Source organism: Haemophilus haemolyticus (assembly GCF_003493685.1).
Lineage (GTDB): Bacteria > Pseudomonadota > Gammaproteobacteria > Enterobacterales > Pasteurellaceae > Haemophilus > Haemophilus haemolyticus_O.
In genome coordinates this window covers 13121-29036 of the sequence record NZ_QQJW01000011.1, presented here as the reverse complement: position 1 = coordinate 29036, position 15916 = coordinate 13121, and the positions used below count along the sequence as shown (strand labels likewise).

The window sequence follows — 15916 nt, the reverse complement described above, 5'->3', positions numbered from 1 at the left end:
CCGAAGAAAGGCTTTGATAAGTTAAACATTAAAATCGTCGGTATTTTCTACCGCACTTTCAGGCTTTGTATCATTCGTGGTTGAATTTGCATAAGCAGCCTGCTGAGTTTTCGGTTCTCCCCAACCTGATGGCGGTGTGACAGGTTCGCGATTCATCAACTGTTTGATTTGTTCTTCTTCAATAGTTTCATATTTGACTAACGCATCTTTCATTGCGTGCAAAATATCCATATTATCAGTCAAAATCTGTCTTGCTCTCGCATAGTTACGATTTACAATTGCACGAACTTCTTCATCAATTGCATGAGCCGTTTCATCTGACATATGTTTTGCTTTCGCCATTGAACGACCTAAGAAAACCTCGCCCTCATCTTCCGTATAAAGAATTGGCCCTAATTTGTCAGAGAATCCCCATTGCGTCACCATATTACGCGCGATATTAGTCGCTACTTTAATATCATTTGATGCACCCGTTGAGATATTTTCTTCGCCGTAAATCAAATCTTCCGCTAAACGCCCTGCATACAAGGTAGAAAGCTTACTTTCTAATTGTTTTTGGCTAATACTAATTTGATCGCCCTCAGGCAAAAAGAATGTTACACCTAACGCTCTGCCACGAGGAATAATCGTCACTTTGTGAACAGGATCGTGTTCAGGCACTAAATAGCCCACAATGGCGTGACCTGCTTCGTGATAAGCCGTTGATTCCTTTTGCTTATCCGTCATAATCATTGTGCGACGTTCTGGCCCCATATTGATTTTGTCTTTTGCTTTTTCAAACTCAAGCATAGTTACCGCACGTTTATTGACTCGAGCGGCAAATAAGGCAGCTTCATTTACTAAGTTTGCTAAATCTGCACCAGAATAACCGGGTGTACCACGCGCTAATGTCATTGCATCAACATCTTGCGCAACAGGCACTTTACGCATATGCACTTTTAAGATTTGCTCACGACCTTTCACATCAGGCAAGCCAACAACTACTTGTCGGTCAAAACGGCCTGGACGAGTTAAGGCTGGATCAAGCACATCTGGACGGTTAGTCGCCGCAATAACAATTACGCCGTCATTACCACTAAAGCCATCCATTTCAACCAGCATTTGGTTTAAGGTTTGTTCACGTTCATCGTGTCCGCCGCCTAAGCCCGCACCACGTTGGCGACCCACAGCATCGATTTCATCAATGAAGATTAAGCAAGGTGCATTTTTCTTAGCCTGTTCAAACATATCACGTACACGTGATGCACCAACACCCACAAACATTTCTACGAAATCAGAACCAGAAATAGTGAAGAATGGAACTTTTGCCTCCCCTGCAATCGCACGAGCAAGTAAGGTTTTACCTGTACCCGGAGGCCCAACCATCAAAATACCTTTTGGAATTTTACCACCCAAGTTTTGGAATTTATTCGGATCACGCAAGAAATCAACGATTTCGCCCACTTCTTCTTTTGCTTCATCGCAACCAGCGACATCCGCAAAAGTCACTTTAATCTGATCTTGATTTAGCATTTTGGCGCGGCTTTTACCAAAGCTCATCGCTTTACCGCCACCACCTTGCATTTGACGCATAAAAAATACCCATACACCAACAAGGAATAACATTGGGAACCAAGAAATTAAAATTTGGGATAAGAAACCACGCTTTTCAAATGGCGTACCTTCCACTTTGACTTTTTTGCTTAACAAATCATCAAGCAATTTTTTATCTTCAAGTGGCGGCATTACGGTTGAATATTTAGAACCATCCGTTTTCGTTACCGTAATTTCATTGGCATCAAAACGCGCTTCTGTCACTTGTCCATTGCTGACATCATAAACAAAAGTTGTATAATCAGTAGAATTTTCTACTGAAGATGAATTGAAACTTTGGTATGCCGTCATCATAATGACTGCCACTACCACCCAAAGCACTAGATTTTTGACCATATCGTTCAAAGTCTAACCTACCTTTCCTAAGTTAAAAAATTTCGTCACAAGATACTACACATCACTAGCGATGAAAAGCTATCAAAGCAATTAGCCTTTATAGCCTGTCGCCACAATATATACTTCACGAGAGCGTCCGCGTGATGCTTCAGGCTTACGCACTTTCACCACATTAAATAAAGAACGAATTTCTCTTAAATATTCATCAAAGCCTTCACCTTGGAAAACTTTAACAACAAAGCTTCCTTTGGTTGTCAAGACCTGTTTACACATATCTAAAGCAAGCTCGACCAAATACATTGCGCGTGGAATATCTACTGATGGCATTCCACTAAAATTGGGTGCCATATCAGACATCACAACATCAACTTTATCTTCGCCTACACGCGCTAATAAAGCATTCAAAACGTTTTCATCACGGAAATCACCTTGCAGAAAATCAACGCCTACAATGGGATCCATTTCCAAAATATCACAAGCAATCACTCGACCTTTGCCACCGATTTGCCCTACCACATATTGTGACCATCCGCCAGGTGCTGCGCCGAGATCGACAACGGTCATTCCTTGTTTAAATAATTTATCCGTTTGTTGAATTTCATCAATCTTAAAATAAGCGCGTGAACGCAACTTTTGCTTATGCGCTTTTTGCACAAATTGATCACTAAAATGTTCATTTAGCCAGCGAGAAGAACTCGCTGAACGTTTTTTCTTTCCCATAATTTTCTATTTTTTGTAGTCGTTTCGCCTATATTTGGGTACAATCTGTCAAATTCAAGCCGAGGCTGATTGAAATCAGTGAAAAACATTGAGAAAATCAACTGCTCTTTTTTATTAGGAATCCTTATGACAACCTTATCAACCAAACAAAAACAATTTTTAAAAGGTCTTGCGCACCATCTTAACCCAGTCGTTATGCTTGGTGGAAATGGCTTAACCGAAGGTGTACTTGCTGAAATTGAAAATGCACTTAATTATCACGAACTCATTAAAGTAAAAGTTGCTGGTGCAGATCGCGAAACAAAACAGCTTATTATCGATGCGATTGTGCGTGAAACTAAAGCAGCACAAGTACAAACTATCGGGCATATTTTGGTGCTTTATCGCCCAAGCGAAGAAGCAAAAATTCAGCTTCCACGCAAATAACAACAAAAGTGCGGTCATTTTTAACCGCACTTTTTTATTTAAATATAATTCACTTCAATAATATCAAACTCAACGATACCGCCAGGCGTTGTAATATTAACGGTATCATCTAATTCTTTACCAATTAAACCTCTTGCAATTGGTGAATTAACCGAAATCAAACCAGATTTAATGTCCGCTTCATCATCGCCCACAATTCGATAAGTGACTTCTTCGTCTGTATCTGTATTTACAAGCACAACGGTTGCACCAAAAATAACTTTACCGTTATTTGGCATTTTTGTTACATCAATAATTTGAGCATTACCAAGTTTACCTTCAATCTCTTGAATACGACCTTCGCAAAAACCTTGTTGCTCACGAGCTGCATGATATTCTGCATTTTCTTTTAAATCACCGTGCTCGCGTGCTTCTGCTATCGCTTTAATAATTTCAGGACGACGTACATTTTTTAAGAAATCCAATTCTTCACGTAATTGTTCTGCGCCACGCACAGTCATTGGAATTTGTTGCATTGTTTTTCCTTTTACTAAATAAAACAAAAACCACGGCAAAATCCTAAAATCTTGCCGCAGTATTATTAAAAATAAACTTGAAATGAGAAAATGATTTACTCAATTTCATTCGGGGCTTATTATTGTTCGTCTAAAAAAAAATAGCAACCATAACAAACCTAATATGAAAAAATTATCTTCAATTTCTACCGCACTTGGTTCCTTTTTACTTGCAGTAAGTTTTAGCCTGCCAACTTTCGCCAATATTAATGTTTCAGATTTAACACAAAAATTGCCTGAAGGCTCTAGCGTAGGTTTCATCGCAAAAAATATAAATCAAAACCAAATTATTGCGGATTATAATGGCTCAACCTTTATGCTTCCTGCGAGCACACAAAAAGTTTTTACAGCTGTTGCCGCTAAACTTGCATTAGGTGATCAATTCCAATTTGAGACCGCGCTTTTGAGTAATGGGAAAATTCAAAATGGGAATTTAGATGGCAACTTAATCGTGCGTTTCACAGGCGATCCAGATCTCACAAGTGGCCAGCTTTATACCTTACTTGCCGAATTAAAAAAACAAGGTATCAAAAAAATTAATGGCGATTTAGTATTAGATACTTCTGTTTTTTCTAGTCACGACCGAGGATTAGGTTGGATTTGGAACGATCTAACCATGTGTTTCAACTCTCCCCCATCCGCTGCGAATATTGATAACAACTGCTTTTATGCGGAACTAGATGCCAATCAAAATCCTGGTGAAACAGTAAAAATCAATGTGCCTGCACAATTTCCAATTCAAGTATTCGGACAAGTTTATATAGCGGATAGCAATGAAGCACCTTATTGTCAGCTCGATGTTGTTGTACACGACAATAATCGCTATCAAGTAAAAGGATGTTTAGCCCGTCAATCTAAACCTTTTGGCTTAAGCTTTGCCGTGCAAGATACGGATGCTTATGCAGCCGCGATTATTCAACGACAATTAAGACAATTAGGTATTGAGTTTAATGGCAAAGTCATGCTCCCCCAAAAACCACAACAAGGTCAGCTCTTAGCGAAACATTTATCCAAACCATTACCGGATTTATTGAAAAAAATGATGAAAAAATCGGATAACCAAATTGCCGATTCATTATTCCGAGCTGTGGCATTCAATTACTATAAACGCCCTGCATCCTTTCAATTAGGTACATTAGCGATTAAATCCATATTACAAAAACAGGGAATTCGTTTTGGCAACAGTATTTTAGCCGATGGTTCGGGCCTGTCTCGCCATAATCTTGTAGCACCTAAAACGATGCTATCTGTTTTAGAATACATCGCCAAAAACGAAGATAAATTGCATTTAATGGAAACTTTCCCCATCGCAGGTGTAGATGGCACGATCAGTGGGCGAGGTGGATTAATTAGCCCTCCATTAGTGAAAAATGTGATTGCTAAAACAGGTTCTTTGAAAGGGGTTTATAACCTAACCGGTTTTATGACAAATGCTCGAGGGGAAAAAGTGGCCTTTGTACAATTTATTAATGGCTACTCAACAGGCGATTTGGAAAGCAAAACCAAACGAGCTCCATTGGTACAATTTGAAAGTGGCTTATATAACGAAATCTATAAATATTAAGGTGCTGTAGTAGATAACAACTAAAAATCCCATTTAGATTAAAATAAACCAATGAGAAAAAGTCGCTTAAGTCAGCATAAACAAAATAAACTCATTGAACTGTTTGTCGCAGGTGTCACAGCAAGAACAGCCAGTGAATTGGTTAATGTAAACAAAAATACAGCCGCTTATTACTTTCATCGATTACGCTTGCTCATCTATCAAACAAGCCCACATTTGGAAATGTTTGAAGGTGAGATTGAAGCCGATGAAAGCTATTTCGGCAGTACTCGAAAAGGTAAACGTGGTCGCAGTGTTGCCAATTATCCGAGAGAAAGTTAAGCCTGATAGCATTGTGTACACGAATACTTTTCGTCGTTATGAATGTGCTTGATGTCAGTGAATTTAGCCATTTTCGCGTCAATCACAGCGCGCATTTTGCTGAAAATCATAACCACATAAACGGAATTGAGAATTTTTGGAATCAAGCAAAACGTCATTTACGCAAGTTTAATTGCATTTCCAAAGATTTTGACCTATATTTAAAGGAATATGAATGGCGTTTTAACAACAGTGAAATAAAATCTAAAATTTCCATTTTAAAACAATTAGTTAAGGGGAGTTTGGTCTAGTACAGCCTCTTTCATTATTTTTAAACTTTTCATATCAAACTAAGGAGAAAATTATGAAAGTAAAAACTATGGCACTTTTAGCTGCTGCTTGCTTAGCTACATCCGTTAGTACAACTGCTTCTGCTTCTTATGAACTGAAAAAGAATGAGATTATTATAGAATGTGAAGGAAAAACTCATCGTGGAAATTTTGTAGTGAAAAATAAAATGAAATTCAAGGCTTGTGGCCAAAGTTTTGTTTTCACAAAACATAGTAATGGTTCAATGACAGTAAAAGGAGAAGGACTTGAATGGAATAATTTTACTTTGCCTGAAGGATTCTGGGATAGTAGTGATAGATATTTTATTTACTATCCAGCTACTAAAACTATAGAAGCCGGTTTTTTCCCAAATTAAATCACTACTTAAATAACTACAAAAATCCCCATTTTGGGGATTTTTCTTTTTTAATATAACTTGACTTTAAAAAATTTTAACTATAATTGAAAAGAATTTTTTTCAATTCAAACTAAGGAGAAAAAATGAAAGAAAGAATTCCAGCTTTTTTAGCTGCAAACCTTGCATATTATAGAAAAACTTATGTACCAAACAAAAAGTAAATCTATAATTTCATAAAACAAAACGGTACAAAAAAGCCCTCGAAATTTGAGGGCTTGATCTTTTACTATCGTAATAAAAATTAGCGACGCAAACCTAAACGAGCGATAGTGCTTTGGTATAAAGCAAGATCAGTACGTTTTAAGTAGTCTAAAAGTTTACGACGACGAGAAACCATACGTAATAAACCACGACGACCATGGTGGTCTTTTTTGTGCTCTGCAAAGTGAGCTTGTAAGTGGTTGATTTGTGCAGTTAATAATGCGATTTGAACTTCAGAAGAACCAGTATCTTTCGCATCACGACCAAATTCAGCAACGATTGCTGCTTTTTTTTCAGTACTTAGAGACATTTTTTACTCCTAAAAGGTAGTGTTGTTAATACATCATTCGCCGATCTCTAACTCAGCGATGACAAAGAGCCTATATTCTAGCGATGAATAGGCTTAAATGCAAGGTTTAAAGCTAAAAAATAAAATTGAAAAACATTATATCTTTTCAATCACCACCTTTATATCTTCTGGCAGTGCATAATAAGGTGCAGAAGTGATAAATAAATGAATACCCAATTTAGCATAATCTGATACATTATCTTTATTTACCCCTCCAGCAACAGAAAGCAGAATATCTTTCTGTTTTGATTGAAGTAGATCTAAAGCCTTTTTCACATCCTCCAAAGACCATTTATCAAGTTGAATAATATCTGGCTCTGCTACATACATTTGCTCAAATTGAGCAAAATTATCTACTTCTAAAGTAATTTTATTTTCAGGTGCTTCTTGACGTAATCTATCCACAATTTTCGTCCAATCATTTGGATCCGAAAGTAAATTTCGATGATTAGTAAAAACCAAAAGAGTCTCGCTGACGCCTTGTCGATGAATATGCCCACCAGCTGCTAATACAGCATTCGTCGCAAGCTTACGCGTATTAGGAATACTTTTACGCGTGCAAGCAACTACTGTACTTGGGTTCACCGCTTTGGCATTGGCAATCATTTCTGCCGTATATTGCGCAACCCCACATGACCACTCAAGTACCAATTGCACCACTTTCCAAGCTTGATGTAATTGTTCAGACATTCCTTCCACACTGATCAACAAAGCACCTGATTCAACCCAATCCCCTTCTTTTACATATAAGTGCGGTTGAATATCGAGTTTTTTTAATAATTTTTCCGCAACAGAAACACCCGCCACAATCCCTGCATTTTTACGCTTAAAAAGAATTTTTGCTGGGATATTTTCAATACCAAGGGCGTGAGTGGTTAAATCACCACGATAAATATCCTCAAGCAATAAATCATCCAATTCTTTATCTGAAAAATAAATCATTGCTACTCCTTAAATTAGTTGTCCTTGAGATAAATAAACCTGTTACTTAAAAACAGTGCTTTCTGTGATAATTTCATATGAATATTAAAGCAGCAAAAAAGGTTGGGACGACCCAACCTTTCACCTAATCTTTCAATAATTTAATTTTTTCAATCACATTTGTTGTTGAACAACCATTTTCAAAGTTTAGCACTTTAACATCACCGCCATTTGCCCAAACTTCTTTTGCTCCAGCAATCTCTTCGGGTTTGTAATCTCCGCCTTTGACTAAAAGGTCTGGTAGAATTTCGCCGATTAAACGTTGTGGTGTATCTTCAGTGAATGGCACCAACCAGTCCACTGATGCCAAACCAGCCAATACCGCCATACGAGTTTCAAGATTATTAATTGGGCGACTATCACCTTTTAAGCGTTTAACAGAATCATCGCTGTTTACCGCGACAATTAAACGATCACCCAATTTACGTGCATTTTCTAAATAAGAAACATGCCCTGGATGCAAAATATCGAAACAGCCATTAGTCATCACAATTTTTTCACCGCGCGCTTTCGCTTGAGCTACTGCATCTTTTAATTCTGCTTCACTCATAATGCCAAATCCCGTTTCAGGGCGAGCATGAATAGCATTTTCAAGTTCCACAGCCGAAACCGTTGAAGTCCCCAATTTACCCACCACAATTCCAGCGGCTACATTAGCTAGGTAACAAGATTCTTCGAAAGAACGTCCATCTGCTAATGCAGTTGCTAATACGCTAATAACAGTGTCACCGGCTCCCGTCACATCAAACACTTCTTTTGCAACAGTTGGCAAATGATAGGGTTCTTGATTTGGACGTAATAATGTCATCCCTTTTTCAGAACGCGTCACCAAAAGTGCGGTTAATTCAATATCAGAAATTAATTTTAAACCTTTCTCAATAATCTCTTCTTCTGTATTACATTTACCCACAACAGCTTCAAATTCAGACATATTTGGTGTCAATAATGTCGCACCACGATAGCGTTCAAAATCAGTTCCCTTTGGATCGATTAACACAGGCACATTTGCTTTGCGTGCAATTTGAATCATTTTCTGAACATCTTTAAGCGTGCCTTTACCGTAATCAGAAAGAATCAAGGCACCGTAATTTTTCACCGCACTTTCTAACTTCGCTAATAAATCCTTGCAATCTACATTATTGAAATCTTCTTCAAAATCAAGGCGAAGTAACTGTTGGTGACGAGATAAAATACGTAATTTAGTGATGGTTGGATGGGACTCTAATGCAACAAAATTACAATCGATTTTTTGTTTTTCTAATAAATGAGAAAGAGCAGAACCAGTTTCATCTTGTCCAATCAATCCCATTAACTGAACGGGTACATTAAGTGACGCAATATTCATCGCCACATTTGCTGCACCACCCGCGCGCTCTTCATTTTCTTGTACACGAACTACTGGCACAGGTGCTTCTGGTGAAATACGATTGGTTGCGCCGAACCAATAGCGATCAAGCATCACATCGCCTAATACGAGTACTTTTGCTTGCTTAAATTCTGCTGAATATTGAGCCATTTTAAAATCTCTCTATTTGAATAACCAAAATTGTGGCGATTTTACCACAACTCAAATTTACGATAAACTACGCCCCTAACTTAGATGGAAAGAACAATGAAAAACGAAAAACTCCCTCAATTTCAACCGCACTTTTTAGCCCCAAAATACTGGCTTTTTTGGTTAGGCGTGGCAATTTGGCGAAGTATTTTATGTCTTCCCTACCCTGTTTTGCGCCATATTGGTAATGGTTTCGGTTGGCTGTTTTCACATTTAAAAGTGGGTAAACGTCGAGCTGCCATTGCATGCCGTAATCTTGAACTTTGTTTCCCTGATATGCCTGAAAACGAGCGTGAGACGATTTTGCAAGAAAATATTCGTTCAGTAGGCATGGCAATTATCGAAACAGGTATGGCTTGGTTTTGGTCGGATTCACGTATCAAAAAATGGTCAAAAGTTGAAGGCTTACATTATCTAAAAGAAAATCAAAAAGATGGAATTGTTCTCGTTGGTGTTCATTTCTTAACGCTAGAACTTGGCGCACGCATTCTTGGTTTGCATCATCCCGGCATTGGTGTTTATCGTCCAAATGATAATCCTTTGCTTGATTGGCTACAAACGCAAGGCCGTTTACGCTCTAATAAAGATATGCTTGATCGTAAAGATTTGCGCGGAATGATCAAAGCTTTACGTCACGAAGAAACCATTTGGTATGCGCCTGATCACGATTACGGCAGAAAAAATGCCGTTTTTGTACCATTTTTTGCGATGCCCGATGCTTGCACAACCACTGGTAGTTATTATTTATTGAAATCCTCACCAAATAGCAAAGTGATTCCATTTGCGCCATTACGCAATAAAGATGGTTCAGGCTATACCGTGAGTATTTCAGCACCTGTTGATTTTATGGATTTACAGGATGAAACGGCGATTGCTACGCGAATGAATCAAATCGTAGAAAAGGAAATAATGAAGGACATAACAATATACATGTGGCTACATCGCCGTTTTAAAACGCGCCCCGATGAAAAGACGCCTAGTTTATACGATTAAAAGTGCGGTCGAATATCACCGCACTTTTTGATAGAATTTTCTCAAATTTAAAAAATTAACGACTCATCTAACCATGACAAGCAATTATTCAGCTCAAGAAATTACCGTTCTTAAAGATCTCGAGCCGGTGCAAATTCGCCCCGGTATGTATACAGACACCACTCGTCCGAATCACCTCGCACAAGAAGTTATTGATAACAGCGTGGATGAAGCCCTCGCGGGTTTTGCCACAAAAATTGAAGTAATTTTACACCCTGATCAATCCATTGAAGTCACAGACAATGGTCGCGGTATGCCTGTGGATATTCATCCTACGGAGGGCGTTTCTGGCGTAGAAGTAATCCTGACTAAACTACATGCGGGTGGTAAATTCTCCAATAAAAATTATGAATTTGCCGGTGGTTTACACGGTGTTGGGATTTCTGTGGTGAATGCGCTTTCTGAACGCGTGGATATTCAAGTTAAACGCAATGGTGAAGTGTATAAAATTGCCTTTGAAAACGGCAATAAAGTAGAAGAATTGGAAGTTATTGGGACTTGTGGCAGACGCACAACGGGAACAACTGTTCACTTCAAACCGAATCCAAAATATTTTGACAGCGCAAAATTTTCCGTTAGCCGCCTACGCCATTTATTAAGAGCGAAAGCAGTCCTCTGCTCAGGGCTTGAAATCAAATTCATTGATAAAATAAACAATACTCAAGATATTTGGTTATATGAAGATGGGCTTTCCGATTACCTTATCGAAGCAGTTAATGGCTTTGAAACGCTTCCGGAAAAACCATTCGTTGGTGAATTTAAAGGAACAAATGAAGCGGTTAGCTGGGCATTACTTTGGTTGCCAGAAGGTGGAGAACTGATTGGCGAAAGCTACGTAAACTTAATTCCAACAATTCAAGGTGGAACACATGTGAATGGCTTACGCCAAGGTTTATTAGATGCCATTCGTGAATTTTGCGAATTTAGAAATCTATTACCACGCGGCGTAAAACTTACCGCTGATGATATTTGGGATCGTTGTTCTTACATTCTTTCCCTTAAAATGCAAGATGCGCAATTCGCAGGGCAGACTAAAGAACGCTTATCATCACGCCAAAGTGCGGTCTTTGTCAGCGGTGTTTTAAAAGATGCGTTCAGTCTATGGCTCAACCAAAACGTACAAGACGCTGAAAAATTAGCAGAAATCGCCATTAGTTCCGCACAACGCCGATTACGCGCAGCCAAAAAAGTCGTACGAAAAAAACTTGTTAGTGGCCCAGCGTTACCAGGAAAATTAGCTGATTGTGGCTCACAGGATTTAGAAAAAACGGAATTATTTTTAGTAGAGGGCGACTCTGCGGGCGGTTCAGCAAAACAAGCACGTGATCGCGAGTACCAAGCGATTTTACCGTTACGTGGAAAAATCTTAAATACATGGGAAGTTTCACCTGATCAAGTATTAGGTTCAACAGAAATTCACGATATCGCCGTTGCGCTAGGGATAGATCCTGATAGCAATGATTTATCACAACTTCGCTATGGTAAAGTATGTATTCTCGCGGATGCTGATTCCGATGGTCTGCATATTGCTACCCTACTCTGCGCCTTGTTCTTACGCCATTTTCCGAAATTGGTACAAGACGGTCACGTTTACGTCGCAATGCCACCACTTTATCGCATTGACTTAAATAAAGAAGTCTTCTACGCATTAGATGAAAGTGAAAAAGAGGCGATTTTAGATCGGTTAAAAAATAAAAAAAGCAAACCGAATGTTCAACGCTTTAAAGGTTTAGGTGAAATGAACCCATTGCAATTGCGTGAAACGACAATGGCTCCTAATACTCGTCGCCTTGTTCAATTAACTTATGATTTAGAGGAAGACCAAGGCGCGGATACATTAGAACTCATGGATATGTTGTTAGCGAAAAAACGTTCCGAAGACCGTAAAAATTGGTTGCAAGCGAAAGGCGATCAGGTTGATTTATCTGTTTAGACTAAATTAATCTCAGCAAATCCGAATTTTAATAAATTAAGAATCTATTCAATTAACAGAAACCAAAATGACAAATATCAATTATGAAGGCATTGAGCAAATGCCTCTACGCACCTTCACCGAAAGGGCTTATCTCAACTATTCCATGTATGTCATCATGGATCGTGCGCTGCCTTTTATCGGCGATGGTTTAAAACCTGTTCAACGCCGTATCGTGTATGCGATGTCTGAACTTGGCTTAAATGCCACAGCAAAATACAAAAAATCTGCCCGTACCGTCGGTGATGTACTTGGTAAATTCCATCCACATGGTGACAGCGCTTGTTATGAAGCAATGGTGTTAATGGCACAACCCTTCTCTTATCGTTATCCGCTTGTAGATGGTCAAGGCAACTGGGGGGCGCCAGATGATCCCAAATCCTTCGCTGCCATGCGTTATACGGAATCGCGCCTATCTAAAATCTCTGAAATCTTGTTGAGTGAACTCGGACAAGGAACAGTTGATTATCAATCAAACTTTGATGGAACCTTGGCCGAACCACAATATTTACCTGCTCGTTTACCGCATATTTTATTGAACGGCACAACAGGTATTGCGGTGGGTATGGCGACAGATATTCCACCACACAATATTAACGAAATTGCTGATGCGGCAGTAATGTTGCTAGATAATCCTAAAGCGGGATTAGACGATGTACTTGAAATTGTTCAAGGCCCAGATTTTCCAACAGAAGCAGAAATTATTTCGCCAAAATCAGAAATTCGTAAAATTTATGAGCAAGGCCGTGGCTCAATAAAAATGCGTGCGACGTGGAAAAAAGAAGATGGTGAAATTATTATCTCTGCGCTTCCACATCAATCTTCGCCATCCAAAGTTATTGCACAAATAGCCGAACAAATGACGGCAAAAAAACTGCCAATGCTAGAAGATATTCGAGATGAAGCCGATCACGAAAATCCAATTCGAATTGTGCTAGTTCCTCGCTCAAATCGCGTCGATACTGATGCGTTAATGGCACATTTATTTGCTACCACAGATCTTGAAAAAAGCTACCGTGTAAATATGAATATGATCGGGCTTGATCATAAACCTGCGGTAAAAGGCTTATTAGAAATCTTAAATGAATGGCTCACTTTCCGCCGAACAACCGTGACTCGTCGTCTTCAATATCGTTTGGATAAAGTGCTCTCTCGCTTACATATTTTAGAAGGTTTGATGATAGCCTTCTTAAATATTGATGAGGTTATCGACATTATTCGCAATGAAGATGATCCAAAAGCAGAGCTTATGGCATGCTTTAATTTAAGCGATGAACAAGCCGATGCAATTTTAAATTTACGCTTACGTCATTTAGCGAAATTAGAAGAAAACCAACTCAAAGCAGAACAAGATGAACTTGAAAAAGAGCGGTCAAATTTAGAAGCAATTTTAGGATCAGAACGTCGCTTGAATACGCTTATCAAAAAAGAAATTCAAGAAGATGCGAAAAAATATGCCAGTCCACGTATGTCTCAACTGGTCGAACGAGAAGAAGCCAAAATGATCTCTGAAAGTGACATGACGCCCGCAGAGCCTGTCACTGTCATCTTATCAGAAATGGGCTGGGTACGTTGTGCTAAAGGACACGATATAGATCCTAAATCATTAAGCTACAAAGCAGGTGATAATTATCGAGCTCACGCTTGTGGCAAGAGTAATCAAGCCGTTGTATTCATTGACAGTACGGGGCGGAGTTATGCACTCGATCCGCTTTCATTACCTTCCGCTCGTTCGCAAGGTGAACCACTCACGGGTAAGCTAAATTTACCAGCTGGTGCGACCATTGAATATGTCGTAATGGCGAGTGAACAGCAAGAATTATTGATGGCTTCTGATGCAGGTTATGGTTTTATTTGTAAATTTGAAGATTTAATTGCTCGCAATAAAGCAGGAAAAGCCTTGATTTCTTTGCCAGAAAATGCCAAAGTGTTAGAACCTAAAATTCTGCCGAATGCAACCGCACTTCTCATTGCGCTAACATCAGCAGGCAGAATGTTGATTTTTCCGGCAAAAGATTTACCGGTATTATCAAAAGGTAAAGGCAATAAAATTGTCACTATTCCCGCTGTGAATGCAAAAGATCGTAGTGAATTATTGATAAAATTATTGCTCATTTCAGGTCAAGCAAGTCTTGAATTTCATTCTGGCAAACGAAAACTCACATTAAAACCGGAAGATCTGCAGAAGTTCCGAGCAGAACGAGGCAGAAAAGGTTCGACATTACCACGCGGATTACATACCAATGTTGAAATAGTGGTAATTGAACCGCAACACAACACATAATTTAAACACAACATAGGGAGATCCAATTTATGAGTCATACATTTAGCACGTATGAAACCCTTGCACTAGCAAGCTTAGTCTTGCTCTTGGGTTATTTTCTCGTTAAACGAATCAGCATCTTAAAAACCTTCAACATTCCTGAGCCAGTTGTTGGAGGCTTTATCGTTGCCATTGGTCTTTTAATTTGGCATAAAGTCGATGGAACATCCTTTAACTTTGATAAAAATTTGCAAACTACCATGATGTTAGTGTTCTTCACTTCCATTGGTTTAAGCGCAAACTTTTCCCGTTTAATTAAAGGCGGAAAACCACTTATCGTATTTTTATTTGTCGCTGGTTTACTGATTATTTGTCAAAATATTATTGGTATCGCGGGTTCATTAGCATTAGGTATTCATCCCGCATATGGATTATTGGCTGGTTCGGTAACATTAACTGGCGGTCATGGTACGGGTGCAGCTTGGGCTGATACATTCGTTCATCAATTTAATCTACAAGGTGCAACTGAAATAGCGATGGCTTGTGCAACCTTTGGTTTAGTCTTTGGTGGTATTATCGGTGGCCCTGTTGCACGTTTCTTATTAAATCGTCAAAAACAAGGTGAAAACCCTGAAAATGATGAAGTTGATGATGTTCAAGAAGCCTTTGAACATCCAACTTACAAACGTAAAATTACTTCTCGTTCTTTAATTGAAACTATTGCAATGATGTCTATTTGTTTGCTTATCGGTCAATATTTAGATGCGCAAACAAAAGGTACAGCACTTCAATTACCAACTTTCGTATGGTGTTTATTTACTGGTGTTATTATCCGCAATATTCTAACGAACATTTTCCGCTTCCAAGTAGCTGAATCAGCTATTGATGTATTAGGTAGCGTAGGTTTATCTATTTTCTTAGCTATCGCTTTAATGTCGTTAAAACTTTGGGAACTTGCAGGTTTAGCTGTCGATGTATTAGTCGTTCTTGCTATTCAAGTTGCATTTATGGCGGTATTTGCAATCTTCATCACCTATCGTGCAATGGGGAAAGATTATGATGCTGTCGTATTAAGCGCAGGTCACTGTGGTTTCGGTTTGGGGGCAACTCCGACCGCAGTCGCAAATATGCAAGCTGTCACCAGCCGTTTTGGGCCATCGCACAAAGCATTTTTAATCGTTCCAATGGTCGGTGCATTCTTTATCGACTTAATCAACGCTGCGCTATTAAAAGTCTCATTTGCAGTTGTAAATATGCTCGCGTAAAGTGCGGTTGAAATTGACAATGTTTTAGAGAAATGCCTTTATCTTGAATTGATAAAG

At 38.9% G+C, this 15916-nt stretch carries 13 protein-coding genes and 1 pseudogene; 8 read left to right on the top strand and 6 right to left on the bottom strand.

Annotation, left to right across the window (positions count from 1 at the left end):
• Positions 1–21: 21 nt before the first annotated feature.
• On the bottom strand, positions 22–1929 hold the full coding sequence (ftsH, locus tag DV434_RS08440) for an ATP-dependent zinc metalloprotease FtsH (RefSeq protein WP_118785749.1): 1908 nt from the start codon (positions 1927–1929) through the stop codon (positions 22–24).
• A gap of 90 nt (positions 1930–2019) precedes the next feature.
• Complete coding sequence (gene rlmE, locus DV434_RS08435) at positions 2020–2649, bottom strand: 23S rRNA (uridine(2552)-2'-O)-methyltransferase RlmE (protein WP_118785748.1); 630 nt, start codon at positions 2647–2649, stop codon at positions 2020–2022.
• Positions 2650–2775: 126 nt separating this feature from the next.
• On the opposite strand from rlmE, the gene yhbY reads away from it, so the two are divergent.
• A complete protein-coding gene (gene yhbY, locus DV434_RS08430; protein WP_005674664.1) occupies positions 2776–3075 on the top strand; it encodes a ribosome assembly RNA-binding protein YhbY in 300 nt (99 codons plus the stop codon).
• A gap of 38 nt (positions 3076–3113) precedes the next feature.
• On the opposite strand, the gene greA is transcribed toward yhbY, so the two are convergent.
• Entirely contained in the window at positions 3114–3590 is a 477-nt protein-coding gene (gene greA / locus DV434_RS08425; protein ID WP_118785747.1) for a transcription elongation factor GreA, read from the bottom strand.
• A 163-nt stretch (positions 3591–3753) separates the two neighbouring features.
• Here greA and dacB point away from each other — a divergent pair, with 163 nt between their 5' ends.
• The 3 genes and pseudogenes from dacB to DV434_RS08410 all read left to right on the top strand — a co-directional run bounded on the left by dacB (position 3754) and on the right by DV434_RS08410 (position 6199).
• On the top strand, positions 3754–5193 hold the full coding sequence (gene dacB, locus DV434_RS08420) for a serine-type D-Ala-D-Ala carboxypeptidase (RefSeq protein ID WP_118785746.1): 1440 nt from the start codon (positions 3754–3756) through the stop codon (positions 5191–5193).
• A 51-nt stretch (positions 5194–5244) separates the two neighbouring features.
• A pseudogene (locus DV434_RS08415) lies at positions 5245–5804 on the top strand (transposase).
• 53 nt (positions 5805–5857) lie between these two features.
• Positions 5858–6199 (top strand): hypothetical protein, encoded by a 342-nt coding sequence (locus DV434_RS08410; RefSeq protein WP_118785745.1) that lies wholly within the window; start codon positions 5858–5860, stop codon positions 6197–6199.
• Positions 6200–6482: 283 nt separating this feature from the next.
• On the opposite strand, the gene rpsO is transcribed toward DV434_RS08410, so the two are convergent.
• The 3 genes from rpsO to hldE form a co-directional block, all read right to left on the bottom strand.
• Positions 6483–6752, bottom strand: coding sequence for a 30S ribosomal protein S15 (rpsO, locus tag DV434_RS08405; protein ID WP_005628925.1), 270 nt, complete (start codon positions 6750–6752; stop codon positions 6483–6485).
• 135 nt (positions 6753–6887) lie between these two features.
• Positions 6888–7733 (bottom strand): ModD protein, encoded by an 846-nt coding sequence (modD, locus tag DV434_RS08400; RefSeq protein ID WP_118785744.1) that lies wholly within the window; start codon positions 7731–7733, stop codon positions 6888–6890.
• Positions 7734–7857: 124 nt separating this feature from the next.
• Complete coding sequence (hldE, locus tag DV434_RS08395) at positions 7858–9288, bottom strand: bifunctional D-glycero-beta-D-manno-heptose-7-phosphate kinase/D-glycero-beta-D-manno-heptose 1-phosphate adenylyltransferase HldE (RefSeq protein WP_118785743.1); 1431 nt, start codon at positions 9286–9288, stop codon at positions 7858–7860.
• Between the two features lie 96 nt (positions 9289–9384).
• Between hldE and htrB the strand changes: the two genes are divergently transcribed.
• From htrB to gltS, 4 genes are all read left to right on the top strand, one after another.
• Positions 9385–10320 carry a lipid A biosynthesis lauroyl acyltransferase HtrB gene (htrB, locus tag DV434_RS08390; protein WP_118785742.1) on the top strand — a complete coding sequence of 312 codons (936 nt, stop codon included), beginning with the start codon at positions 9385–9387 and terminating at the stop codon, positions 10318–10320.
• Positions 10321–10393: 73 nt separating this feature from the next.
• Positions 10394–12292 carry a DNA topoisomerase IV subunit B gene (gene parE / locus DV434_RS08385; RefSeq protein ID WP_118785741.1) on the top strand — a complete coding sequence of 633 codons (1899 nt, stop codon included), beginning with the start codon at positions 10394–10396 and terminating at the stop codon, positions 12290–12292.
• A 67-nt stretch (positions 12293–12359) separates the two neighbouring features.
• On the top strand, positions 12360–14615 hold the full coding sequence (gene parC, locus DV434_RS08380; RefSeq protein ID WP_118785740.1) for a DNA topoisomerase IV subunit A: 2256 nt from the start codon (positions 12360–12362) through the stop codon (positions 14613–14615).
• Positions 14616–14644: 29 nt separating this feature from the next.
• A complete protein-coding gene (gene gltS, locus DV434_RS08375) occupies positions 14645–15859 on the top strand; it encodes a sodium/glutamate symporter (RefSeq protein ID WP_118785739.1) in 1215 nt (404 codons plus the stop codon).
• The last annotated feature ends 57 nt before the right edge of the window (positions 15860–15916 follow it).